This window comes from Bradyrhizobium arachidis (assembly GCF_024758505.1).
Lineage (GTDB): Bacteria > Pseudomonadota > Alphaproteobacteria > Rhizobiales > Xanthobacteraceae > Bradyrhizobium > Bradyrhizobium manausense_C.
Genome location: NZ_CP077970.1, coordinates 4,203,471 through 4,227,708, shown reverse-complemented (window position 1 = coordinate 4,227,708; position 24,238 = coordinate 4,203,471). Strand labels below are relative to the sequence as shown.

The following is a 24,238-nucleotide window of genomic DNA, read 5'->3' as shown; positions in this document are numbered from 1 at the left end:
GGACTGGCAATGGGAATGAAACGAACCGGCTTCGGGATTGCTGTGGGGGCAACGATCCTGCTGGCGTCGACTTTCGCTGCGTCCGCTGCCGACCTCCCCGTCAAATACAAGGCGCCGCCGCCGGATCCCTGGAATTGGGCCGGCCTCTATGGCGGCATCAACGCCGGCTACAGCTTTGGCCGCGACACCTTCGATCAAGCATTGCCCAACCTGCCCGCCGGGCGGTTTCAGGACGGCCCGGGACGCATCCTGCCGACCGGCGGCGTGTTCGGCGGCCAGCTCGGATATAACTGGCAGATCGAACGCTGGGTGCTGGGCCTCGAAGGCGACGCTCAGTGGGCCGGTCAGCGCGACCCCGGCTGCGGCGGCTTCGAGTGCATCCAGAATTTCAACGCCGAGGTCGGCGCGGCGCTCGTGCGTCACCAGGTCGACTGGTTCACCACGCTGCGCGGCAGGCTCGGCTACGCCAATGGCGGCTATTTGCTCTATGTCACCGGCGGCGCCGCTTGGGCGGGCATTCGCGAGACCGCAACGCTCCAGTTCGACGACTCCGTCGCTTCAGCCACAGTGAAAAACGTCGTGGCCGGCTGGGTGTTCGGCGGCGGCATCGAAGGACGGCTCTCGGGCAACTGGACCGTCAAGTTCGAATATCTGCATCTCGATTTCTCGCCGACCACCACGACGACGCGCCTTGCGACGCCGGCCGGGCTGCTGCCCTTCGACGAAACCAACGTCGTGCGCAGCCACGTCACCGACAACATCGTCCGCGTCGGCCTGAACTACCGGCTGTGGAATGCGCAGGCCACCGCTCCCGCGCCGATCGATCCGGCAGCAAACGCCTGGCGCTGGACCGGCGCCTATGCCGGTCTCAATGGCGGCTATGGCGTCGGCAACACCTCGTTCAAGGAGTTCAAATATTTCGACCCGGTCGCGCCCCCGCTGTTCGGCGAACTCACCCATTACATCTCCTCCTTCGCGCCCCAAAAGGTGTCGCCGCAGGGCGCGCTCGCAGGCGGCCAGGTCGGCTACAATTGGCAGATCAACCAGTTCGTGGTGGGTGTCGAAGGTGATGCACAATGGAGCGGCCAGAAGGACACTGCCTGCGCCATGAGCTGCTTCACGGCCGGCGGTCCCGTCGAGACCGTGACGCAGCGGTACAACTGGCTTGCCACCGCGCGCGCCCGCCTCGGCTATGCCGGCAGCGGCTATCTCCTGTTCGTCACCGCAGGCGGCGCATGGGCCGAGATTGAAGAGACCGACGTGTTCTCGGGCGCGGCCGTCTACACCTCGAACTTCAAGCAGACCAAGGGCGGCTGGGTTGCCGGCGGCGGCGTCGAAGCCTGGTTGTCCGGCAACTGGACCGGCAAGATTGAGTATCTTCATTTCGATCTCGGCAGCATCAATCACACTTTCGCGACGACCGATCAGACCTTCCCGACCATGGGAACGCAATCGACCGTCCGCAACGATGTCATCCGCGTCGGTGTGAACTACAGGCTCGGCGGCTAGACGGTTGTACGGAACACGCGCGATTGTGAATTGAGGCACGGGAGGATTTTCGGATAGGACATCGCTGGGGGCGCCAGCGATCTGTTCATCTCGTCACGTGCCATCCCTTGTCACCTCACGTCACACCTCGATCAGCCGGCGGGCGCTCGCCCTGCTTCCGTTCGCGATCGCGCTTGCCCGGCCGCGCCGCGCCGTTGCGGATTCCGACATGATCGCGCAGATGCGCGACATCGTCACGGCCGAGCTGGCGCCGACCGCGACGCCGGACCATCCAGGCGGCCTCGTCGCTGCGCTTTATGCGGGCCGACATGTCGAATTCTTCGACTATGGCTTTGCCGACGGCGAGACGAGACGGCCCGTGACGCCGGATACGCTCTTCAACCTCGCCTCCTTGCGAAAGCCCTTCGAGGCCACGCTCGTTGCGCTGGGCACGCTCCGCAGCGAGCTCAGGCTCGACGAACCCGTGACCAAACACCTGCCTGAATTGCGCGGCGACTACATTCGCAAGGTCACCATGGGTGAGCTCGTCACGCACACATCCGGCCTGTTGCTGCCGACCGATCATCCGCCCTGGCCGAACGACACGTTCACGCAGGCCCGGTTCTTCGACATGCTCAACGCCTGGATGCCGCAGCATGGCGAGCAGTCCGGCAGGCAGCGCATCTACAGCCACGCGGGCTACGTGTTGCTCCAGCTCGCGCTCGAGCGCCGCTACGGCAGGCCGATCCGCGAGCTCATCGACAGACGCATCCTGAAACCGCTGGGCATGACCTCGACATTCGTTCCCGAGCGCGGCCCCGACAATCGCGCGATCATGGGCCATGAGGCGCTGCAGCGGACGGCGCAGGGCTACTCCGATCAGGGCACGGCGATCGGCCCGCCCGGCAATCAGCAAAGCTATTTCGACTTTCCCGGCACCGGCCAGATGTTCTCGTCGGCGCGGGACCTCGCGATCTTCGTGACCGCCTGTGCCGACGGGCGTTCGGTCGCGCCCGAGCTGCGCGAGGCGCTGCGGATGACCCAGCGCGAGAGCTTTCGCGTCGATGAGAAGTTCGGACAGGCGATGGCCTGGGAAACCGTCCATCTCGACGGCGTCACCGTCGTCGACAAGCCCGGCGGCCTGAACAACGCCTCCGGCTATTTTGGCCTCGTGCCCGCACAGAGGCTCGCCATCGTTCTGCTCGCCAATCGCGGCGAATATCCGCACGAGATTGCCCGCTACAAGATCCTCCCCGCGCTGGCGAGGCTGGTCGCATCGCGATGAACGCGCTCATCATCGGAACGAACAAGCCCCGGCTAAGCCGGGGCTCTTACGTCAAGCCTGCTCGCTCAATCTGCCTAGTATCTGGCGACCGCAGGGCCGCCGAAGTTGTAATTCACGCCAACGCGGACAATGTTCGATTTGAGATCGGCCGAGTGCGTGAACACGCTGGCCGGGAAGGGGCCAAAAACGCCGCCGAGATTCGTGCTGCGCATGCTCGCACGACCAAGATCGACGTACAGGTATTCGGCCTTGAGCGACCAGCCATTGCCGACCGCGTATTCGCCGCCGACGCCCGCCGTCCAGCCGACCCGGGTGTCGCGGATCGCTCCGGATTCGGTCATGAACCCGTCTGTGAAAGTGAAATCGCCCTTCACGTCGGCTATCGCAGCACCGCCCGTGGCATAGATCAGCCAGTTCGGCGTGGCGAGGACGCCGATGCGGCCACGGATGGTGGCGAGCCAGTCGGCCGAGACCGAGGAGTTGACGGTGAAACCGACCGGCGCGCAGCAGGGATACACCGCTGAGCCGGTCGCGCTGCCCTTGAAGCCGAAATAGTTGATGTCGCCTTGGAAGCCGAACACCGCGTTGTTGACCTGCCAGTTGTAGCCGGCCGTCAAGCCGCCGGTCACGCTGGAGCTGTTGATGTGCTGGGCACCGACGGCGTTGACGGCGGTAACACTCGTGTCGGCGAAGTAGCCGAACGGATCGAAGACTGTCGATGTGTTCGAATTCGAACTGCCCCATTGACCGCCAACGTTGCCGCCGACGTAGAAGCCCGTCCAGTTGTAGGACGGCGCCATCACGGGGGCCTTGGTGTAATGCGCCGCAAGATCAGCCGCGGACGCGGCCATAGTTCCAAACAGAATCAGCGAGATCGCCAGAGAAACTCTTTTCATTCCAGTCTCCATGCCCCAACGCGATTCATGCTCGCGTTTTCGAAGCGCGCTGTCGGGATGCGCCCGGCGCACAATCGCGAATAACCTCCGCTCGCCTTGCCGTCTTGGACTTCGGCGAAACTTCGGCTGGACCACTGCGAACTCGAAGTCCATTGCGCGCGAAGCGTGACCGATCTGCCACTTGTTCTGCGGCCCAGCGCCGTTCGCTCCCGCTACAGATTCCCGCCCGAACGCAAACGGAAATTGGTGAAGGGGAAGTCGCCCTTCACTTCCGCAATCGCAACACCGCCGGTGGCATAGATCGGCCAGCCCGGCGTCGCCGAACCGATATCACTAGCCAGTGAGCAGAACGATGGTCGCCAAGACAATGGTGATGCCAATCGCGGGGACGATGATCCAGATGGTTTCGTTCGTCATGCCGCCGGATCGGTCGCACGCCCTTGAAACCGAAACAGTTGACGTTCCGGTCTCCAAGCCCCAAACGCGATTCACGCTCGCGTTTTCGAAGTGCGCGATCGGGATGAATCCAGCGCAGGATCGGAAATAGTCTTCGGGTGCCTTACCGTCTTGAACTGCGGCGAAACTTCGCTTGGACTATTGCGAAATCGAAGGACGTTCCGCGCAGTGTGACCGATCCGCCACTCATTCTGCCTCCCAGCGCCCTCCGCTGCCCCGAGGCAGCGACGATGATGCGATGGCCCAAAGGGCAAGCCTCGTCGTGAGAGACAATGGCTGTCGGCGGCAGATTTGACCGCCCACATCACACCGAGCGCGTCAGCCCGCCATCGACACGGATGTTCTGGCCGGTGATGTAGGCCGCGCCGTCGGAGGCCAGGAAGGCGACGGTCGCCGCGATCTCCTCGACCTTGCCATAGCGCCCCATCGGCACGCTCGCCCGCCGCTCCTCCGTCGCCGGCAGGCTGTCGATCCAGCCCGGCAGCACGTTGTTCATGCGGATATTGTCGGCGGCGTAAGTGTCGGTGAAGATCTTTGTGAAGGCCGCAAGCCCCGCGCGGAAGACGGCCGAGGTCGGAAACATCGCGCTCGGCTCGAACGCCCAGGCGGTCGAGATGTTGATGATGGCGCCGGACTTTTGTGCCTGCATCGCCGGAACGACGAGGCGCGTCGGCCTGATGACGTTGAGCAGATAGGTATCGAGACCGGTGTGCCACTGCTCGTCCGAGATCTCGACGATCGGCGCGCGCGGCCCGTGGCCCGCGCTGTTGACGAGGACGTCGATCCGGCCCCACTTCGCCAGCGCTGCGTCGACCAGCCGCTTCAGGTCGTCGCTCGACTTGTTCGAGCCTGTCACGCCGAGCCCGCCGAGTTCCTGCGCCAGAGCCTCGCCCTTGCCGGAGGACGACAGGATCGCGACACGAAACCCGTCGGCGGCAAGCCTGCGCGCGGCCCCTGCCCCCATGCCGCTGCCGCCCGCGGTCACCAGCGCGACCTTTTCTCCTGTCATGACGATTCCTTAAGTCTTGCTGTTGAGGCCTGCCGAGCGCGCAGCCTATCATCGGAAGGTGTTTTACATGCAGACTTGCGCCGGCATAAGTCCGGACCTCGGGGAGCCGTCATGAGCGATCTGCACATCCGCAACCTGCGGCCGGAGGAAATCGCCCTCGCCGTCGACTGGGCCGCCGCCGAGGGATGGAATCCGGGCCTTGCCGATGCCGCCAGCTTCGCAACCGTCGATCCCTTGGGCTTTTTCGTCGGCGAGCTCAAGGGCGAACCGGTCGCAACCGTTTCCTGCGTCAACTATGGCCCACGTTTCGCCTTCCTCGGATTCTACATCGTGCGCGCCGACCTGCGCGGCCACGGCTACGGTCTCGACGTCTGGAACGCCGCGATCGCCCATGCGGGGCCGCGCGTGATCGGGCTCGACGGAGTCGTGGCGCAGCAGGACAATTATCGCAAGTCCGGCTTCACCCTCGCCTATGCCAACATCCGCTATGGTGGGACCGTGACGTCCGTGACCGAACCGCGCGCCGACACCGTCGCGCTCGACAAAATCCCCTTTGCAGCGATCGAGGCGGATGACGCCACGGTGTTCCCCGCGCCGCGGAGCGCGTTCTTGCGCGCCTGGATCGGCGCAACGGGCCATGTCGGCCGCGCGCTGATGCGCGACGGCAGGCTCGCCGGATGGGGCGTGATGCGGCCCTGCCGGCAGGGCCGCAAGATCGGTCCGCTCGTCGCCGATGACCGCGCGGCTGCGGAGACGATCCTGTCCGCCCTGCTTGCAAGCAAGGGCCCGGGCGAAATCTTCCTCGACGTTCCCTCGGTCAACCCTGACGCCGTTGCGCTCGCGCAAGCGCTCGGCCTCACCCCGACCTTCGAGACCGCGCGCATGTACACCGGCGCGATCCCGCCGCTGCGGATCGACCGCGTGTTCGGCGTCACCACCTTCGAGCTGGGATAGGCGCATGGCCGAGCTGTTTACGTCACGCTGGATCGGTGACTTCCTGTTCGCGTTCGGCGCGCTGTTTGCGATCATCAATCCCTACGGACTGGCCTTCATCTTCCTGGACAGGACGATGGGCCTGTCCGACAGCGAACGCGCCCGCGTCGCGCTGCGGGTCGCGCTCTACGCGTTCGCCGTCATGCTCGGCTCGCTGTTCGTCGGCGCCCAGGTCCTCAAGATTTTTGGCATCTCGATGCCGGCCCTACGCATTGCCGGCGGACTGGTCGTCGCGGCAGCCGGCTGGTCGATGCTGCATGCGCCCACGGCCGCGCCCGGCGCACATGCAACGTCGACCGCCAACTTCGCCATCGTGCAGCGGATGGCATTCTTCCCGCTGACCATTCCCCTGACCACGGGTCCGGGCACCATCGCAACCGCCATCGCCATCGGCACGCACCGGCCGGACGATCTCGACGGCCTGTTCACGTCATCGATCGTCTCGCTCATCGTCGCGATCGCAGTCTCGGCGACGATCTATCACGCCTATGCGAAGTCGAGTGTGATGGCGCGGATCTTCGGCGAGGAAGGCACGAGCGTGGTCACGCGCCTGTCCGCCTTTTTGCTGCTCTGCGTCGGCGTCCAGATCACGCTCACCGGCGTGACCGAGCTCGCTCGCACGATCCTGGACAGCGCAAAATGAACGGCGGAACGCCCGTGCCGCTGCGCCTCAGTAGCAGCGCATCACGTTGACGGTGTGCTCCTGGCCGCCGCGACCGGGAACGACGACGGTCTCCGACGGACAGCTCGACACATAGGGCTTGTCGGATGGCACGACGTTCGGCGGAAAGCGGTGCACCCAATCCCAGGGCACGTCATAGGTGTAGGTGTAGCGGATGTCGTTGGAGAGCGGCGCCGCCGCCTCGGCAAAGCCTTCGCTGCCCGAAGGCCCGTAGAAGAAGCCACCGCCTCCCGGCCACATGTTCCATGCGCCCCGCGCGCCGCGGTGGTGATGATGAAACCGCGCGCCCGGCGCGATCGGCGCGCGGACGGCCGGGGCTGGCGCCGCAACGGCCGGGGCCATCGCGCCGCCTGACCTCGCAGAAGCTACGTCGGCGGCAAGCAGGAGCGACACTGCGCTCACGGAGGCGATCAACGCCCCAAACACTCGATACGACATGTTACGCACCACTCGTTGGCTCTGAAGCTCCCCTTTCGCGACGCTAGGCCCGTCCCTTCGCCGTCCGCAAACCCATACTTAATAATTGGTTAAGGCGTAACATTAACACAGAGGCTGGCCACGCCAGTTCCATTGCCACGCACCGCCGCCGGCCTCTGTCGCGGGAAGAGCTTAACGACAGCGCCCTGGTCAGCGCCGCAGTTGCTTGAGCAGCCACTCGAGCTGCCCGTCCGGAACTCCGGGCCCGCCGGAACTCTGCGTCACGATGGCGGTGTTTCCGCCGCTGCGACGATAGACCGTCGTTCGCCCGGGCTCCTGCTCGATGCGAACCTCGGCCTCCGCGGGATCTCCGCTCTGTGTGATCACCGTCTCGCCATTGGCGTCCCGAACGATGGTCGTATTCCCGTTCCCGTCGCTGCCGGATGCTGCCCGGACCGCTCCGCCGTACATCATGATACCAATTCCCGCTGCGAGTAAGATGAACCTCATGTCGGGTTATCCTTCTGGCTCATCGACCGAACTGAAATATCGTTGACCTGTTGAACCGACCGAATTGCGTGAGGAACGCTGAATTCATGTCTCCAACCTGGAGTATGCGCGAGCCGTTCGTATCGCCGATCTGCAGAACGTTGGCGGTCGTCACCTCGCCAGTCTGATAGACGCTGGCGTTGTTGCGCTCACCCGTTTGCACGACAGCAGTACCGCCAGAACTCGTTCCGCCGAGCTGAAAGATGCTCAGCATATTGGTCTGGCTCGTCTGTTGCACGGCCACCGGCGCCGCGTTCCGGCCGTAGGTGACGATGATTTCAGCACTGAGCAAGCTGTTCCTGAACGAAAACGTCGTCAAGGATTCGGACCATGCCGTCGAACTCATCCCCATCGCGCCGGCAAGTGCTGCGAGCGCCAAGGCTTGAACGCGCCATCTCATGGAAACGCTCCTTCACCTCGCCCTTCCGGGCGGGAACGATCCGGACCGATGCTCTTACGGGGCAGTCTGGTTCACATTGGAAGAGTTGAAGAGGCCGGACTGACCGACGAAGGTGAAGTTGAACGTGCCGTTCTGGCCGACGGCCGCCGAGTTGGCTCCGCCAAATTGCAGGATTCCCGTGGCGTTGTTGGTGCCGGTCTGGACGACGGTCGCGCTGGTGTTGCCACCAACCATGAACACACCAGCCATATTGGTTTGACTGTTCTGGTTCAGGACGACCGGCGGGCCGCCGAGTGACACGATGGTCTTGATGTCAGCCGTTTGGGCGTGCAGCGGTCCGCTCTGCCCGCAACAGAGAATGAGAACTGCCAAACTTGCGACGCTGGGAAGACGGTGTTTCATGACATGCCTCATCACTGTTGCGGACATCGGGAAGGCCCCGCGGTCACGGCGCCTGCTGGAGGATCGTTGAGCCGTTCAGGATGCCGAGCTGACCTACCCCGGCCGTGTTGTTCGCGCCGATCTGACCGATCAGGCTCGAGTTGAAGCCGCCGACCTGGCCGGCGACCGCCGTATTGGTTGCCGTGCTCGTCGTGCCGCCCTGTCCAATGACCGACGTATTGACCGAGGCCAGCGATCCCGTCTGCAAGGTCGTCGCCTGGTTGGTCGCACCGAATTGCAGCGTGGTGGCGCTGTTGTTCGTCGGACCGCTCTGGGAGATGAAGGAGCTGTTCGTCGTCCCGAATTGCAACACGCTGGCCGTGTTGCCGGCATGGGCGTCAATGGCGCTCAACGCGTTGAGCGTGACAATCGTCGCAATGAAATAATTGATCCGCATGTGATTTCCTCCGCGACTATCGGCCGTCGATCCGCCGTTGGGTCAATCAGCCTGATTGCGGTTCTCTGGAAAATGGCCCGGACGCGCCGCGCTGTGACGCGTCCGGTGGGGCTGGCTCAGTGCGCCGTCTGCGAGATGACGGAGGTGTTGGTACCGAGGCCGAGTTGACCGACGGCGGCAGCGTTGTTCTGGAGTGCCGGGGGCCCGAACGAATTCTGGGTGATCGAGCTGCCGTTGTTGCCGAATGCGACCTGGCCGGTGGCCGCCGTGTTCTGCACGCCGGCCTGGTTGACCGTGCTAACATTGTTGAGCGACGGGGAGCTCGTGCCCTGCGAAGTGGACGCACTGTTCAGGATGCCGAGCTGGCTGGTGGACGAACTGTCGTTGGTGAGGCCGTTCTGGGTGACGCTCGAGCCGTTCACGACACCAACTTGCACCGTGGTTGCGGTGTTCGCGGCCTGGGCGGCGGACGACAGAGCGAACATTGCGACGGAAACGAGAAGAAATTTACGCATGGAGTATCCCTTTCTTGTCAAGTTATCTGATCAAGTCTCTGATGCCGTTTTGAGGACGCCGACATCATGGGGATGACTCTGAACCGATTGCGCTCCATGCGACAGACTGTGATTCATGCTAGTCTGGACAGACTAGAGCGCGATGAGATCAAGTTGAATCGTCATCGCGCTCTAGCTCTTTGTTGGAGCATGATCTTTCCGGAAAACCGCTACACACTTTTCCGGATCATGCTCTAGACGTTGCGCGAAATTTCAGGACCCGCCGGCCTGAAAAGGCGACTGCGACGTGCCGGTCCGTCCTGCACCGAACTCCGGCCCCATGCTGTCGATCAGCCTGACCACCTCGATCGGCGAGCGGAGCTCCAGCTTTCTCATCATCCGTGCACGATGCACCTTCACCGTCACCTCGCTGACATTCAGCCTCGCCGCGATTTGCTTGGCGACGAACCCTTCTGCCATCAGCAACATGATCTCGCGCTCGCGCATCGTCAGCATTTCTACACGCTGCCTGGCATCACGCAGCCTGTCGTCGCGTTCGAGCCGCCTGCGGTCGCGCTCGAGGCCGTGCCTGATGGCGTCAAGGAGCTCCTGTTCCCGAAACGGCTTCGGCAGAAACTCGACCGCTCCGCGCTTCATCGCCTCGACCGAAACGCGGATGTCCGTGTAGCCGCTGATGAACACGATCGGAATGGGCACGCCGGATTGCGCGAGCGTACGCTGCAATTCGAGCCCGGTCGGCGATGTACCGGGAAAGCGGACGTCCAGCACGAGACAGGACGGTCCGACGTCGAGTCTTTGCGCGAGGAATTCCTCCGTCGAGGCGAACAACTTCACCTGGTGCCCGGTCTCCTCGCAAAGACTTCCGATCGCATTCCTTATCTGTAGTTCGTCGTCAACGACATAAACCGTGGCTTGATTCGAACCCATGGCAAAAGACTCCAGGACTCCTCTTAGCTCGATGATCCGACATCGAGCTGTCCATTCTTCTTGTAAGCGATGCTAAGGTGCTTGAATGACGTTCCGCAGGTCGAACGCATCGCCCCTGCCCGGACGACTCGACCCTCTTAAGCCAACGCTTCCCGAAAACGAGTGAACGCGTTCACACATTGGGATTCATGATCGCGATATCGGGGGGTGCCGTCGACGACATGATCACCGCGCGAGAGACAGAGGATGCGGACGACCGACATGGCGGCCGCACATCTCACCTCCGGCTGGTGAGTGGATTGAACTGGCCGCGCTGTCGCCAGGTCTTTCCCAGAGCAGTTCATGGCTTCACGACTTCTCCGAACGCATCGACTGGTGGTCGCATTGGATCCGCACCAGCCGGGACGTTCAATCAACGATCGTATTTGATACCGCACACACGTTCTCGTGTACGCCTCGTATAGGAACCGTGCAAGTCACGAATGATCGCGTCCGCAATTTTTGCATCTGGATGATGCAGCGCTCCCGTCCGTCACCCCAGGAGCGGCGACATACTCCTAGATGCAGGTGTCGACATTTGGTTGTACAACCATTACGCGAACCCTGATTTTCCGCCGCGATCTCATTTTTTTCAGAAGGCGGGTTTTTGATATGCGATTTGTGCCAGTGATTGTTCCGCTTGCCGTCATATGTGGCCTGGCTGCAACGTACAGCGCCGATCCCCCCGGCGTCAGAGGCGCTGCTGCGCGGGCTGCGAGCGAAGCAAGCCGCGTCTATCGGGCGGCCATCCAATCCATCCCGCCCATCGAACGCAATGCCGCCGCCTTCGGGTCGGATGCCCCCGTGTTCCGCTACGCCTCGATCCAGCGCGGCAGCATCGAGCAGACCGTGACCGTCACAGGCGCCCTTCAGCCCGTGAAGACGATCGAGGTCGGTTCCCAACTGTCCGGCCAGCTGTCCAGGGTTTACGTCGACTTCAACGACACGGTCCGGAAGGACCAGCCGCTCGCGCTGATCGATCCGCGGACCTTCGCTGCCAAGGTCGACGAGGCCAAGGCGGCGGTGGAGGTGGCCAACTCCTATGTCGACCTCGAGAGGGCCAAGCTCGATCGCGCCAGGGTCGATCTGGAGAACGCGAAGGGCAGCCGGGCAGTCCTCGCCGCCAAGCTCGAGAGCGCCCAGGCCGTCAAGGCGTCGGCGCAAAAGACGCTTCAGCGCAAGCTGGCGCTTCAGACACAGAATGTCGTGGCGACCGCATCGGTTGATGATGCCCAGACCGAATTCACCGCGAGACTGGCACAGGAGCGCGAAGCCGAGGTCCTCATGTCGCTGAACGCCTACTCGGTCGAGGGTGCGCAAGCGGATTTACGCAGGATCGAAGCCGAGCTGGACCAGGCAAGGATGGCGGTTCCGGAGAAAGTGGCTGTCCTCGCGGCGGCTCAGGCCGATCTCGACCGCACGGTGATCCGCTCGCCGATTGACGGCGTCGTCGTCGGCAGGTTCGTCAATGAAGGCCAGACGCTCGCGGTCGGCCTTGAATCTCGCACGACCTTCGTGGTCGCGCACCGTCTGGAAGACATGGAGATTCACGCGCGGGTCGATGAAGCGGACATCGGGCGTATTGCGCCGGGCCAACGCGCGCACTTCACGGTGGATTCATATCCCGATCGCCGCTTCGAAGCGCTCGTCAGGCAGGTGCGCAAGGCGCCGCAGACCCAGCAGAATGTGGTGACCTATACGGTAGTTTTGGCGACCTCCAATCTCGATGGCGCGTTGCTGCCGGGAATGACCGCGCTTGTGAGGATCGTGATCGAGCGCCAGGACGACGTGCTGAAAGTGCCGCTTGCCGCCCTGCGATTCCAGCCCTCAGGCACGCAGCCGGACGGAGCCCCCGGACGCAGCGGCGTATGGCTCCGTACGGCCGGCGGTTCACTCCAGCGCATCCCCGTGACTGTTGGCACCGCAGGAGCAGAACAGGTGGCGCTCAAGAGCGGTGATCTCGTCGAAGGCAGCCAGGTCGCGGTCGGACAGGCGATCCGGCCGGGCGGCATGGAATTTCTTGGAATCAGGTTTGGATCATGACGGGCCGCCCTCCTCTCATCAGCCTCAGATCGGTGTGCAGGACCTACCGCATGGATGGGGTGGCGGTGACGGCTGTCCGCAACGTCAGTTTCGACATTGCGCGGGGCGAGATTCTTGCCGTCATGGGACCGTCTGGTTCCGGGAAGTCCACACTGATGAACATGATCGGGCTGCTTGATCTGCCGAGCGAAGGCGCGATCTACCTGGAGAGAGAAAACGTCGCCGATCTCTCCGAGGACCGCCGATCGGTCCTGCGTGCGCGCAGCATCGGATTCGTGTTTCAGTCCTACAATCTGCTCGCGCGGCACAACGCGGTCGAGAACGTCGCGCTTCCCCTCGTCTATTGCGGCGTGAACCGCAAGGAGCGCATCACACGGGCCGAGCAAAGCCTGGAGGCCGTCGGCATGTTGCACCGGGCGCAGCACTTTCCGAGACAGCTTTCAGGCGGCGAGCAACAGCGAATTGCGATCGCGCGGGCCCTGATCGCATCCCCGCTGATCGTACTTGCCGACGAGCCGACGGGCGCACTCGACAGCCGCACCGGCGGCGAGATCCTGGCCCTGTTCGACGCCCTCAACGAGGCCGGTCAGACCATCGTGATGATCACGCACGACCCCGGTATCGCGACGCGATGCCGGCGCACGATCCGTCTGCATGATGGCCAACTCGTCAGCGACGAAACACAGGTCCCGCTCGTGCCGAAAAGGATTGCGGCGTCATGACGATGCTTCAGGGCTTCCAGATCGCTCTTCATGCGCTGCGCCTCAATCCGCTGCGCAGCTTCCTGACGATGCTCGGCATCGTGATCGGCGTCGCGTCGATCGTCACGGTCTTTGCGATCGGCGCGGGCGCTCAGCTCCGGCTTCAGGAGCAGATCCGCTCAATCGGAGCCAATGTCCTGATGATCACGCCGGGCGCGGTCTATCAGGGCGGCGTTCGTCTCAAGGAAGGCACCAAGCTGACCATGACCGAAAGCGACGTGCAGGCTATCCTCGAGCAGATTCCGGAGATCCAGGCCGCGGCCGGCTCGATCGCCGGGACCGCACAGGTCATCCACGAGGGCAAGAACTGGAACACCACGATCAATGGCACGACGACCGGGCATTTCATGGTGCGCGACTGGCAGCTCTCGTCCGGTCGGTATTTTTCCGGCGCCGAAGAGACCGGCGCCGGCAAGGTCGTGATCCTCGGAAGCACGGTTGCGCGCGAGCTGTTTGCGCCGGGCGATGACCCGATCGGCGCGCAGATCAGGATCATGAAAGTCCCGCTGGAGGTGGTCGGCGTGCTCGATCGCAAGGGTCCCGCGCAGGATGACGTCGCCTTCGTTCCCCTGAGCACGGCCAAACTGCGATTTCTCGGCAGCGCCAGCGGGATCAACCGGGACTCGGTTGCCTACATCATCGCCAAGGTGGCTGCCGACGGTCAGATGGCGGGCGCTCGATCCGAAATCGAGAGCCTACTGCGGCAACGCCATCGAATCCCCGTCGGACAGGAGGATGATTTCAAGGTCCAGGATCCGGCCGCGGCCATGGAGGCGCAGCAGGGCGCGATCCGCACGGTGGCGCTGCTGCTGGTTGCCATCGCCTCGGTGTCCCTGCTCGTCGGCGGCATCAGCATCATGAACGTGATGATCGTATCGGTCACCGAGCGCACCCGCGAGATCGGGATTCGCCGCGCCCTCGGAGGCCGCATGCGGGACATTCGCCTTCAGTTCCTTTGCGAGGCGCTCGTCCTTTGCCTTCTCGGCGGCGCCATAGGCGTTGTCGGTGGCATTACGCTTTCAATGACGGTCGCCCGCATGGCCGGCTGGATCACGTCGGTCGATTCCGAGGCGATTGGGCTGGCCCTGGTCTTCTCGATCGCGACCGGTCTCGTTTTTGGTTTTTATCCTGCTCACAAGGCTTCCAAGCTGAGTCCGATCGAGGCGCTCAAGACGGAATGAGAACGTGCTGCGGTAGCCAAATCAACCTTCAGGCCAGGAAGGAGCTAGTCATGAGCCCAGATCCAAAAGAACAGATCACAGCTACGCCCCGCGAACGTGAGCTCATGATGCTTATCGCGCGCGGATTTCAGAACAAGAACATCGCCTATGAGCTCAAGATCTCCGAAAATACGGTGCGCGCGCATATCGGCAACATCATGCGCAAGTACCGTCTCCAGAATAGAACGCAGATTGCGATCATTTTCGCCCTTCATGCCGCGCCCCCCTCATTGCGCCGCGATCTGGTCAGCGCCGGAAGTTTTCAAGCACCGGAAAAAGCGCAGCCGGTAATGGCCGGGAATCCGAGCGTGCATTCCGCGTCGAAGTGACGAGCCTACGATGCATTGAGCCAGCCTTGAGTGCGCAAGGATTGATTGGATAGCCCGCGCGTCGGACAAATGAACAACGTCCTGTCAGGCCCCTGCGGCAAGCATATTTTTCGTCGTTAGAGTTTGTAATTATCGCCTATATCAACCGTCCCGGCCCCAAAGTGCGGTCGTGATCATTAAGCCCGGCGAAGCCTTGGTTCAGAAGCCTTGCCGCAGAAGCCTTACCGCAGAAGCCTTGGCGCAGAAGCCTTGGCGCAGAAGCCTTGGCGCAGAAGCCTTGGCGCAGCCGGGGCGCGCGAAATGACAGCAGGACGTGTCCACTCCCCAACATCACTCTTGCCTAACCCCCGCCCCTTGTAACAAAACGGTCACGCAGCAAAACTAAAGGAGGGCTGCGGCCGCGCCGGTCGCCGATCCGCCTGATCGCAGGGAGAGATTTGATGCGCCGTTCACGATTGTTGCTGTCCGCCGGACTGATGCTCATGTCCACCGGACTGGCGTCCGCCCAGAACAATACCCAGCGCAACCTGATCCTGTTCATTCCCGACGGCCTGCGCGCACTCAAGGTCAGCCCTGAGACCGCGCCCGCCATGGCGGAAATCCGCGACAAGGGCGTCAACCTCAAGAATTCGCATTCGCTGTTTCCGACCTTCACCATGGCGAACGGCTCGGCGATGTCGACCGGGCACTATCTCGGCGATACCGGCGTGTTCTCCAACACGATCTACACGGCCTACACCTCCGTGCCGGCCGGCGATACGGTCGTCCCCTTCATCGAGAACGACGCCGTGCTCGGCGACATCGACGAACATTTCAACGGCAACTATCTCAACGAAGAGACCATCTTGAAGCTCGCCCGCGACAAGCAATACAGCACCGCGGCGATCGGCAAGCTCGGGCCGACCTTCCAGTTCGACCATACCGACCGTCCAGGAGAGGCTGGCCTGCACTCGATCGTGCTCGACGATGCTACCGGCGGCAAGAACAGCGTGCCGCTGTCGGAGGAGATGAAGGCGGCGCTGACCAAGGCCGGCCTGCCGCTCGCCACCCCGCCCCGCGGCGACAACAGCAAGGCGGGCGACGCCAAAACGCCGGGCACCACCGTCGCCAACGTGGCGCAGCAGGCTTATCTGGCCGACGTCACGACCAAGGTCGTGCTCCCCATGTTCAAGGCACGCGGCAAGCCCTTCGTGCTGGTGTTCTGGTCGCGCGATCCCGATGGCAGCCAGCACAACACCGGCGACAGCCTCAACCAGATCAAGCCGGGCATCAACGGCCCGACCTCGATGGCCGGGATCAAGAATGCCGACAACAATCTCGCCCAGATCCGCAAGGCACTGGACGAGCTCGGGCTCGCCGCCTCGACCAACATCATCGTCTCGGCCGATCACGGCTTCTCGACGATCTCCAAGGAGAGCAAGACCAGCCCTTCGGCCAAGGTCAGCTACGACGACACGCCAAAGGACTTTTTGCCGATGGGTTTTGTCGCGCTCGACCTTGCAAAGGCTCTCGACCTGCCGCTGTTCGACCCCAACGACAAGAACGCCAAGATCGAAGGCAACAAGCATCCCAAGGCCGGCAACGGCGTGCTCGGCAAGGATCCGACCAAGCCGGACGTGGTCGTCGCCACCAATGGCGGATCGGACCTCATCTACATCCCGAGCAAGGATCGCAAGCTCGCCCGCAAGGTGATCAACGCATTGCTCCAGCAGGACTATGTCAGCGGCCTCTTCGTCCACGACGACCTCGGCAATTTCCTGGGCACGCTGCCGCTGTCGCAGCTGAGCCTGAAGGGCAAGGCGGCGACGCCCCACCCGGCCATCGTCGTGAACTTCCGCTCCTATGCCAGCGATTGCGGCGAAGCGCCGACCAATTGCTCGGTGCAGGTCGCCGACACCGTGCTGCGCCAGGGCCAGGGCATGCATGGCAGCTTCAGCCGCGGCGACACCATGAACTTCATGGCGGCGATCGGGCCTGACTTCAAAGCCGGCTATGTCGACGAGCTCCCCGTCAGCAACGCCGATGTCGGGGCCACCGCAGCCAAGCTGATGGGCCTGACCACCAAGCCGAAGGGCAGCCTGATCGGACGCGTGATGACGGAGGCGATGCCGAACGGCGAGACGCCGAAGGCCTATGTCGGTTCAGTCAAGTCACGGCCGACCGAGAGCGGCTTGCGCACCGTGCTGAACTTCCAGCGCGTCGGCAGCCAGCGCTATTTCGATACCGCTGGCTTCCCCGGCCGCACCCTCGGGCTCGAAGCGGAGGGCGACAAACAGAAAACGGCGGGGAAATAACCCCGCCGCTTCGGCAACTCAGTCGTGCACAAGCGCATGATCCGGAAAAGTGTGCAGCGGTTTTCCCTCGCGACAAACGCGGAACGCGTTTGCGCGGAGATCATGCGCAAACAAGCAGCTAAAGCGCGATAGCGCTTTAGCTGGGCGCGAGAATCTCACATGCCGATATCGAACACGTTCGGCAATTGGCCGGCCAGCGGCAGCGCGGTAGCACCGACGAAGGTCGCCACCATCGCCATCAGGCGACGGTTGCCCTGGCGGCTGCCGCGCATCTGGCCGGCGATCCATTCCAGCATGTCGCGGTTGACGCGGCTGGCGTAACCCGGCGCCCAGCTCTCGATGTCGGTCTCGGCCGACAGCGCGACGCTGCGCGGCGGCACCGGCAGGCCGGAGGCACTGGCGGCGTGATGGGCGACGGCCTTGGCCAGGAGGTCCTCGAAGCGGCCGCCATCGGTACGCTCGGTCGCGGCCTCGTTGATCTCGAACAGCGCCTGGGCTTCGGCGCGGCTGATCGGCTGGTCGTTGACGGCGGCAGCAGTCAGGATGCGCACGCACCAGGCGGCGTCATCGGAATCGAGCGCGCGGGAGAAATGCACCCGGCCCTTGGTGGTGGGGCCTTCACCGGTAATCACGCCGTCGCGCACGATGGTGAGCGCATGAGCCGCAGTATCGCGGCAGGACGGTTCGAGGGATTGAAACAACTCAACAGTATTCGACGCAGCGGCAGACATAGTTCACTTCCAGATTTCTTCTGATCGGCCAGCATTTTCATGCGGGCGTAAACGAGTGGTTAATGATTCGATACGGTGATCGCGACTTTTCTAGATGGTTGCTGATTAGTCGCTGTCGGGACCGTTTCGGTTTCATCGACGGCGGGCGGGCGTGATGCGGGCCATAAAAGGCAATATCGGGGCGATCCGAACCTTTTCCCGGATGCGGGGATATTTCGCCGCAGCAGCGCCAACAGCAAGATGATGCTAGAACATCGGACGTTTCGGAGAATGATTTCACATTTTACTTGAACGGGTTCACTTGAGACCTTGTCCGGCCTATACTCCGGCCGACACCTCCAGACCGAAATTATCTGTAACTTCAATGAGATGAGGTAGAACCATGCCACTTCCGATCGGCACCACCGCCCCCGACTTCGAAGCCGAAACCACCGAGGGGAAAATTAAATTCCACGACTGGATCGGCAATAGCTGGGCGCTTCTGTTCTCGCACCCCAAGGACTTCACGCCGGTTTGCACCACGGAGCTCGGTTTGCTCGCCAAGCTGAAGCCCGAATTCGACAAGCGTGGCGTCAAGCTGATGGGCCTGTCGGTCGATCCGGTCGACCGCCACGCCAAATGGTCTGAAGACATCAAGGAGACGCAAGGCGCGGCGCCGAACTATCCGATGATCGGCGACACCGACTTCAACGTCTCAAAGCTCTACGAGATGCTGCCCGCCTCGACCTCGGGCGATCCCCTCACCCGGACGCCGGCCGACAACCAGACTGTCCGCAACGTCTTCATCATCGGCCCCGACAAGAAGATCAAGCTGGTGCTGGTCTACCCGATGACCACGGGCCGCAACTTCCAGGAAATTTTGCGCGTCATCGACTCCTTGCAGATGACCGCGAAGCACCGCGTCGCAACGCCGGCCGACTGGAAACAAGGCGAAGACGTCATCATCGCGGGCTCGGTCTCCAACGACGAGGCCAAGACCATCTATCCGCAGGGTTGGAAGGAACCGAAGCCTTACATCCGGATCGTGCCGCAGCCGAAATGACGTTGGGCGGTTGCGCCAAGCAACCGACAAACGTCATCCCGGGATGGTCCGAAGGACCAGACCCGGGATCTCGAGGTTCCGGGTTCGATGCTGCCGCATCGCCCCGGAACGACAGGAGTCAGGACGTCACACGATCCGCCACGAGAAGACCCGCGGTCGATGAGACCGCGGTCACCGCCGCGCCCCAGCCGACGTCGACGAACGCGACCGGCCAGCTCCAGTGCCTGAGCAGCGCAAGTGCGGTCAGGTCGAAGGTCGCGTAGCAGAACAGGCCGAACAGCGCGCCATAGAGAAGCGTCGACTGCCAGGTTGCGGCCTCCGATCCGCTGACGAAGACGAGAATGCCGACGACGTAGAGCAGATAGAACAGCACGGCCGGCAGCGGCTTGAGCTCGCCCAGCATGTCGCCAACCTCTGACGTGAAGAAGCCCTTGGCGATTAGCCCGAGGAACAAAAAGTCCAGCCCCATCAGGACGACCAGCGTCGCGACATAGAGCACGAGATACCGGTTCATGGCGGCCTCATCGGATGCCGCCAGATACGGCGCGGCAGGCTGTGTGGTTTCAGCCCGCCGCTTGTCTCACATTAAAGCGCGATGGCTTTGGGTTGAAGGGTCATCGCGCTTTAGCTCTTTGTTTGCGCATGATCTTTTCGGAAAACCGCTGCGCACTTTTCCGGATCATGCTCTAGGCCGCCCGCACGCGGTCGAGGAACTTTTCGACCTCGGCCTTGAGGTTGAGGCTTTCGCTGGAGAGCGCCTGAGCGGAAGCAAACATCCGGCTCGAAGTCTCGCCGGTCTCGTTCGCGCCCTGGGCGGCATGGCGAACATTGGCGGCAACGTCGGCCGTGCCGCTCGCGGCCGCACGGACGCTCTGGGCGATGTTGTGGGTGGCACTCTTCTGCTGCTCGACGGCGGCCGAGATCGACGTCGAGATGCCGCTGATGCGCTCGATGGTCTCGCCGATCGCCTTGATGGCACCGACTGACTCCTCCGTCGCAAGCTGCATGCTCGCGATCTGGCTGGAAATCTCCTCGGTCGCCTTCGCGGTCTGGCCGGCGAGGCTCTTCACCTCCTGAGCCACCACGGCAAAGCCGCGGCCCGCATCGCCTGCCCGCGCCGCTTCGATGGTGGCGTTGAGCGCGAGCAGGTTGGTCTGCTCGGCGATGCTGGTGATCAGCTTGACGACGTCGCCGATGCGCGAGCCCGCTTCCGAAAGCTGGGCGATACGCTGGTCGGTCGCCTCAGCCTGGCGAACGGCCTCGGCGGAGATGTCGTTGGATTCCTGCACCCGGCGGGTGATCTCGGAGATCGACTTGGAGAGCTCGTCGGACGCAGAAGCCGCCGAACGCACGTGATCGGACGCGGTCTCCGATGCGCCGGCCGACTGCGCCGACAGGTCGGCGGTCGAGCGGGCCGTGTCGGTCAGTTGCTTCGCCACGCGCTCGAACTCGCCGGAGGATTGCAGCACCTTGTTGAGGATGCCGCCGACGCTGCCGTGGAACTCGTCGACGAAGCCGCGCAGCTCGGACTTGCGCTGCTCGGCGGCGGCGGAGGACGCAGCCGTCTGCTCGCTGCGCAGCCGCTGCCGTTCGAGCGAGTTGCTCTTGAACACTGCAACTGTGCGCGCGATCTCGCCGATTTCGTCGGCCCGGTCCTCGCAATCGATCTCAATGTCGTTCTGGCCGTTGGCGAGCGCCGTCAGCGAACCGGTGACCGAGGTCAGCGGCTTGGTGACGCTGCGCACCAGCAGCATGGTCAGGAGCAGCACCAGCAGCGCCGCGACTCCGGCAGCGATCGCCATGTTGCGGATTGCTTCGTTCAGCATCGCCTCGAACTGCGCCATGGGGATACCGACATAGAGGATGCCGATCACCTTGCCGCCCGCCCCCAGCACCGGGAAGTATGCGGTCATGAAAGTCTTGCCGAACAACGTGGCCGGCCCCTTATAGGCCTCGCCCTTGCGCAGCGGCGTCTGGCCCGGATGGTCAGCGGCGAGCTGGGTGCCGACGGCGCGGTCGCCGTTCTCCTTCTTCACGTTGGTCGAGCGGCGGATGAACTGCCCGCTCGCATCGTCATAGACGAACAGCGTCGCGTTGCCTCCGGTGTAGGACACCGCGCGATCGACGATGGCGTGATCCTTGAACTCCGGCATCTTGGCGATCTCGGCGCGGACGACCGTGCCGTCCTTCATCGCGATCTTGGCGTCTGGAATGGTCTCGGAGAAGGCCAGCGCAAGCGTGCGCAGATTGACCTCGATGTCGCGCAAAGCGCGATCGTTGAATTCCGAGGTCAGTGACCAATAGCCGGCGCCCACCACAAGCGCGGTGTTCACGGCAATCAACAGCACCGCACTCACGACGGCCTTGGTGCCAAGCTTGAGCTTGAATTGCGGCAGGAACTTCCCAAAACGGCTCGACATGAAACTCCCCCAAAAAACGGCGTATGTTTCGAGCATTTCGCTTACGTTCCCATTAACGACGGGAGGATTTGGCAAGTGCCGGCCGGCCCAACATCCTTTCCAAGTCGTAAACGAGGCCTCCCCCGTCATGCCAAGCCCGCGGCCGATCATCGTCTGGTTCCGTGAAGATTTGCGCCTCGCCGACCATCCGGCCCTGCACGCCGCCGCCAAGGCCAGTGCACGGACCGGCGCGCCGGTCATCTTCCTCTACGTCCTCGACGAGAGCGTCGGCCGCCCCTTGGGCGGCGCCGCACGCTGGTGGCTCGCGCGGTCGCTGCGCGCATTGGGGAACAGTCTTGCGGCGATCGGGGGATCGCTGACCTTGCGCAAGGGAGCAGCGGTCAAGGTGATCCCGGATCTCGTCCGCGAAAACGATGCCAGCGCCTTTTACTGGAATGAAATCGCGCAAAGACCGCATCAAGCGGTCGAGAAGCAGCTCGAGGCATCGCTGGCGAAGCTTGCGGTCGAGACGCGGCGGTTCCCCGGCGATCTCCTGGTCCCACCTGCCGCCATTCGCAACAAGGAAGGCCGCGGCTTGCGGGTGTTCACGCCGTTCTGGCGCCGCGTGCTGGCGATGGGCGATCCGCCAAAACCGCTCGCCGCGCCGAAGACCTTGCGATCCGCCACAAACATCGCCACGGACGTCCTCGAAGACTACGGGCTCGAGCCGACCCAGCCGGACTGGGCCGGCGGCCTCCGCGACAATTGGACGCCGGGTGAAGCTGCCGCCCGCGCGAGGCTGCGCGACTTTCTCAAGACGACTGCGCGGACTTACGCAGGTGACCGCGACCGGCCCGACCGGGCCGGCACCTCGCGCCTGTCGCCGCATTTGCGCTTCGGCGAGATCAGCCCCCGGCAGGTCTGGCACGCCGCGCGCTTTGCCGCCGACGCCGAGCCCGCCCTCGCTCCCGGCGTCGAGAAATTCCTGAGCGAGCTCGGCTGGCGCGAGTTCTGCCGCCACCTCCTGTTCGACATCCCCGAGCTTGCGAGCCAGAGCCTGCAAGACGGTTTTGACGCGTTTCCCTGGAAGCGGGATGCCGCCGACCTGGAGGCCTGGCAGCGCGGCCACACCGGCTATCCGATCGTCGATGCCGGCCTGCGCGAGCTCTGGCACACCGGCGTGATGCACAACCGGGTGCGAATGGTGGTCGCCTCCTTCCTGGTCAAGCATCTCCTGATCGACTGGCGCTGCGGCGAGCGCTGGTTCTGGGACACGCTGGTCGATGCGGATGCGGGCAGCAATCCGGCCAACTGGCAATGGATCGCCGGCTGCGGCGCCGATGCCGCGCCATACTTCCGCGTGTTCAATCCGGTGCTCCAGGGCGAAAAGTTCGATCCCGACGGCACCTATGTCCGGCGCTGGTTGCCGGAGCTCAAAGGCCTACCGGCGAAGCTGGTCCATCAGCCCTGGCGCGCGACGCCGATCGAGCTTGCGAGTGCCGGTGTCGTGCTTGGCAGCACCTACCCGGAGCCGATCGTCGACCACACGCGCGGCCGCGAGCGCGCGCTCGCGGCCTATGCGAGGATACGCAAAAGTTGAGCGCTGCTTTGACAGGTTGCAGAATCCCGCTATCGTCGTCGTTCCGTTCAAACCCTGGGGGACGCAATGAACGACGATACGCCCGTAGTTGAGCCAGTGATGGAAACCACGGTGGCCGAGCCGCCGAAGGAAGCGCCAAAGCCCGCGGCCAAGAAGGTCGCGAAGAAGGCAGCGGCCAAGAAAGCCAAGAAGGCTACGAAGAAGGCCGCGAAGAAATCCTCGAAGAAGGCGGCCAAGAAGGGCGGCAAGAAAGCCGTCAAGAAGGCAGCCAAGAAAGCAGCCAAGAAAGCGGTGAAGAAGACTGCGAAGAAGGCCACCAAGAAGAAAAAGGCCAAGAAGGCCAAGCGCTGATCGCAACTTTCGAACTAGCGCATGATCCGGAAAAGTGTGCAGCGGTTTTCCCTCGCGACAAACGCGGAACGCGTTTGCGCGGAGATCATGCGCAAACAAAGCGCTAGAGCGCGATGACCCTTTAACCTAAAGCCATCGCGCTTTGCCCCCGGGCGAGACGCTCCGGGGGCTGGCCACCAGGCGGCGCCTAGCGCTTCCGCCCCCTGGGCGCGAGATGAATCCCGCTCGGATCGCGAAACTCGCTGCGATGGCCGCGCCGGTCCTCCGCCTCAAAGCGTCGCTTCTTGGCTCGCGAGCCGAACGCCTTGACGATATCCCTGCCGTCCACCCTTTTGATGATGTAGCCGCCTTCGGTCATGCTGAAGGGTTCGGTCAGACTTCCCAGATGATCGAACTTGGTACCGCGCGGGTGCTTGAACGGCTCGAACCAGGACGGATAGACGAAGTTCGACATCTCCAGCCCGTTGACCTTAAAGGACTCGTCCTCCACCGCGTCACACACCTCGTAGGCGTACTCGGTGCGCTTGTTCTTGTCCGCCCAAAGGTTCGCCATGGGATCGAGGACCATTTCGAACAATTCGTGCGAGGCTGCCTTGCTCACGGTCTCGTCATCGGCCAGCACCGTCTCGACGAAGACCTTGGAGATCGGCTGTCCGCGATAGGTCAGTTCATGGCGGCCGAGCAGTCCCCTCCGCTGGTCCGGGTTATTCAAATAGATCAACTGCCAATCCGTCGGCTTTGGATCGTCCGTGTTGTAGAGCTTGACCGGATAGCCCCAGACCGGAAGGAAGTGTTTGTCGTAACACTTCTGCAGCGCCGTCGTGAGCTTCGCCATCGACACATCGAGCGATCTCTCGGCGCGATTGATGCAGGCGATGCGGACCGGCTTGCGGGCTCCGCCGAGCAATCCACGTTTGGGTGTCGTCATGGAAATCACCGTCTAAAATGGAAGCTGAAATGACGCGGCCATTCTA

Annotated in this window: 26 protein-coding genes; 13 read left to right on the top strand and 13 right to left on the bottom strand. The window is 63.2% G+C overall.

Annotated features, from left to right (window positions below; translation table 11 throughout):
• Positions 1-9: 9 nt before the first annotated feature.
• Both KUF59_RS19365 and KUF59_RS19360 read left to right on the top strand, forming a co-directional pair.
• Positions 10-1,509 (top strand): outer membrane protein, encoded by a 1,500-nt coding sequence (locus KUF59_RS19365; RefSeq protein WP_258769868.1) that lies wholly within the window; start codon positions 10-12, stop codon positions 1,507-1,509.
• Positions 1,510-1,606: 97 nt separating this feature from the next.
• A complete protein-coding gene (locus KUF59_RS19360) occupies positions 1,607-2,773 on the top strand; it encodes a serine hydrolase (RefSeq protein ID WP_464165366.1) in 1,167 nt (388 codons plus the stop codon).
• Positions 2,774-2,847: 74 nt separating this feature from the next.
• Here the strand turns inward: KUF59_RS19360 and KUF59_RS19355 are convergent, their stop codons facing one another.
• Entirely contained in the window at positions 2,848-3,669 is an 822-nt protein-coding gene (locus KUF59_RS19355; protein ID WP_212460234.1) for an outer membrane protein, read from the bottom strand.
• A gap of 352 nt (positions 3,670-4,021) precedes the next feature.
• On the opposite strand from KUF59_RS19355, the gene KUF59_RS19350 reads away from it, so the two are divergent.
• A complete protein-coding gene (locus KUF59_RS19350) occupies positions 4,022-4,216 on the top strand; it encodes a hypothetical protein (protein ID WP_212460130.1) in 195 nt (64 codons plus the stop codon).
• Positions 4,217-4,429: 213 nt separating this feature from the next.
• Here KUF59_RS19350 and KUF59_RS19345 read toward each other — a convergent pair whose 3' ends face one another.
• Positions 4,430-5,134: an SDR family oxidoreductase gene (locus KUF59_RS19345; RefSeq protein ID WP_212460131.1), complete on the bottom strand. Its 705-nt coding sequence runs from the start codon at positions 5,132-5,134 to the stop codon at positions 4,430-4,432.
• A 111-nt stretch (positions 5,135-5,245) separates the two neighbouring features.
• Here KUF59_RS19345 and KUF59_RS19340 point away from each other — a divergent pair, with 111 nt between their 5' ends.
• Both KUF59_RS19340 and KUF59_RS19335 read left to right on the top strand, forming a co-directional pair.
• On the top strand, positions 5,246-6,088 hold the full coding sequence (locus KUF59_RS19340) for a GNAT family N-acetyltransferase (protein ID WP_212460132.1): 843 nt from the start codon (positions 5,246-5,248) through the stop codon (positions 6,086-6,088).
• A gap of 4 nt (positions 6,089-6,092) precedes the next feature.
• Positions 6,093-6,770: a MarC family protein gene (locus KUF59_RS19335; protein ID WP_212460133.1), complete on the top strand. Its 678-nt coding sequence runs from the start codon at positions 6,093-6,095 to the stop codon at positions 6,768-6,770.
• Between the two features lie 27 nt (positions 6,771-6,797).
• Here KUF59_RS19335 and KUF59_RS19330 read toward each other — a convergent pair whose 3' ends face one another.
• The 7 genes from KUF59_RS19330 to KUF59_RS19300 all read right to left on the bottom strand — a co-directional run bounded on the left by KUF59_RS19330 (position 6,798) and on the right by KUF59_RS19300 (position 10,455).
• Positions 6,798-7,247, bottom strand: a complete 450-nt coding sequence (locus KUF59_RS19330) for a hypothetical protein (protein ID WP_212460134.1) — start codon at positions 7,245-7,247, stop codon at positions 6,798-6,800.
• A 189-nt stretch (positions 7,248-7,436) separates the two neighbouring features.
• Entirely contained in the window at positions 7,437-7,736 is a 300-nt protein-coding gene (locus tag KUF59_RS19325) for a hypothetical protein (RefSeq protein ID WP_212460135.1), read from the bottom strand.
• A 19-nt stretch (positions 7,737-7,755) separates the two neighbouring features.
• Positions 7,756-8,154: a hypothetical protein gene (locus KUF59_RS19320; protein ID WP_258769866.1), complete on the bottom strand. Its 399-nt coding sequence runs from the start codon at positions 8,152-8,154 to the stop codon at positions 7,756-7,758.
• Between the two features lie 75 nt (positions 8,155-8,229).
• Positions 8,230-8,577 (bottom strand): curlin, encoded by a 348-nt coding sequence (locus KUF59_RS19315; protein ID WP_249140516.1) that lies wholly within the window; start codon positions 8,575-8,577, stop codon positions 8,230-8,232.
• Positions 8,578-8,620: 43 nt separating this feature from the next.
• Positions 8,621-9,013 (bottom strand): curlin, encoded by a 393-nt coding sequence (locus KUF59_RS19310; protein ID WP_212460137.1) that lies wholly within the window; start codon positions 9,011-9,013, stop codon positions 8,621-8,623.
• A 116-nt stretch (positions 9,014-9,129) separates the two neighbouring features.
• Positions 9,130-9,528 carry a curlin subunit CsgB gene (locus KUF59_RS19305; protein ID WP_212460138.1) on the bottom strand — a complete coding sequence of 133 codons (399 nt, stop codon included), beginning with the start codon at positions 9,526-9,528 and terminating at the stop codon, positions 9,130-9,132.
• A gap of 252 nt (positions 9,529-9,780) precedes the next feature.
• Positions 9,781-10,455, bottom strand: coding sequence for a response regulator transcription factor (locus KUF59_RS19300; RefSeq protein ID WP_212460139.1), 675 nt, complete (start codon positions 10,453-10,455; stop codon positions 9,781-9,783).
• A gap of 843 nt (positions 10,456-11,298) precedes the next feature.
• On the opposite strand from KUF59_RS19300, the gene KUF59_RS19295 reads away from it, so the two are divergent.
• The 5 genes from KUF59_RS19295 to KUF59_RS19275 all read left to right on the top strand — a co-directional run bounded on the left by KUF59_RS19295 (position 11,299) and on the right by KUF59_RS19275 (position 17,141).
• Entirely contained in the window at positions 11,299-12,537 is a 1,239-nt protein-coding gene (locus KUF59_RS19295; protein ID WP_258769865.1) for an efflux RND transporter periplasmic adaptor subunit, read from the top strand.
• A complete protein-coding gene (locus KUF59_RS19290) occupies positions 12,534-13,259 on the top strand; it encodes an ABC transporter ATP-binding protein (protein WP_212460140.1) in 726 nt (241 codons plus the stop codon). The genes KUF59_RS19295 and KUF59_RS19290 overlap by 4 nt, the downstream gene beginning before the upstream one ends.
• The gene (locus tag KUF59_RS19285) at positions 13,256-14,479 is read left to right on the top strand and encodes an ABC transporter permease (RefSeq protein WP_212460141.1); all 1,224 of its coding nucleotides are present in this window, start codon (positions 13,256-13,258) and stop codon (positions 14,477-14,479) included. Before KUF59_RS19290 ends, KUF59_RS19285 begins: the two co-directional genes overlap by 4 nt.
• Before the next feature lie 50 nt (positions 14,480-14,529).
• Entirely contained in the window at positions 14,530-14,847 is a 318-nt protein-coding gene (locus KUF59_RS19280) for a response regulator transcription factor (protein ID WP_249140518.1), read from the top strand.
• Between the two features lie 440 nt (positions 14,848-15,287).
• Complete coding sequence (locus KUF59_RS19275; protein WP_212460142.1) at positions 15,288-17,141, top strand: alkaline phosphatase family protein; 1,854 nt, start codon at positions 15,288-15,290, stop codon at positions 17,139-17,141.
• Between the two features lie 155 nt (positions 17,142-17,296).
• Here the strand turns inward: KUF59_RS19275 and KUF59_RS19270 are convergent, their stop codons facing one another.
• Positions 17,297-17,872, bottom strand: coding sequence for a hypothetical protein (locus KUF59_RS19270; protein ID WP_212460143.1), 576 nt, complete (start codon positions 17,870-17,872; stop codon positions 17,297-17,299).
• Positions 17,873-18,254: 382 nt separating this feature from the next.
• Here KUF59_RS19270 and KUF59_RS19265 point away from each other — a divergent pair, with 382 nt between their 5' ends.
• Positions 18,255-18,914, top strand: coding sequence for a peroxiredoxin (locus KUF59_RS19265; protein WP_212460144.1), 660 nt, complete (start codon positions 18,255-18,257; stop codon positions 18,912-18,914).
• Between the two features lie 118 nt (positions 18,915-19,032).
• Here the strand turns inward: KUF59_RS19265 and KUF59_RS19260 are convergent, their stop codons facing one another.
• The gene (locus KUF59_RS19260) at positions 19,033-19,428 is read right to left on the bottom strand and encodes a DUF2177 family protein (RefSeq protein WP_212460145.1); all 396 of its coding nucleotides are present in this window, start codon (positions 19,426-19,428) and stop codon (positions 19,033-19,035) included.
• A gap of 172 nt (positions 19,429-19,600) precedes the next feature.
• The gene (locus tag KUF59_RS19255; RefSeq protein WP_212460146.1) at positions 19,601-21,334 is read right to left on the bottom strand and encodes a methyl-accepting chemotaxis protein; all 1,734 of its coding nucleotides are present in this window, start codon (positions 21,332-21,334) and stop codon (positions 19,601-19,603) included.
• A gap of 127 nt (positions 21,335-21,461) precedes the next feature.
• Here KUF59_RS19255 and KUF59_RS19250 point away from each other — a divergent pair, with 127 nt between their 5' ends.
• Complete coding sequence (locus KUF59_RS19250) at positions 21,462-22,913, top strand: cryptochrome/photolyase family protein (protein WP_212460147.1); 1,452 nt, start codon at positions 21,462-21,464, stop codon at positions 22,911-22,913.
• 66 nt (positions 22,914-22,979) lie between these two features.
• Positions 22,980-23,264 (top strand): hypothetical protein, encoded by a 285-nt coding sequence (locus KUF59_RS19245; protein ID WP_212460148.1) that lies wholly within the window; start codon positions 22,980-22,982, stop codon positions 23,262-23,264.
• A gap of 187 nt (positions 23,265-23,451) precedes the next feature.
• Here the strand turns inward: KUF59_RS19245 and KUF59_RS19240 are convergent, their stop codons facing one another.
• The gene (locus KUF59_RS19240) at positions 23,452-24,192 is read right to left on the bottom strand and encodes a hypothetical protein (RefSeq protein WP_212460149.1); all 741 of its coding nucleotides are present in this window, start codon (positions 24,190-24,192) and stop codon (positions 23,452-23,454) included.
• Positions 24,193-24,238: the final 46 nt, after the last annotated feature.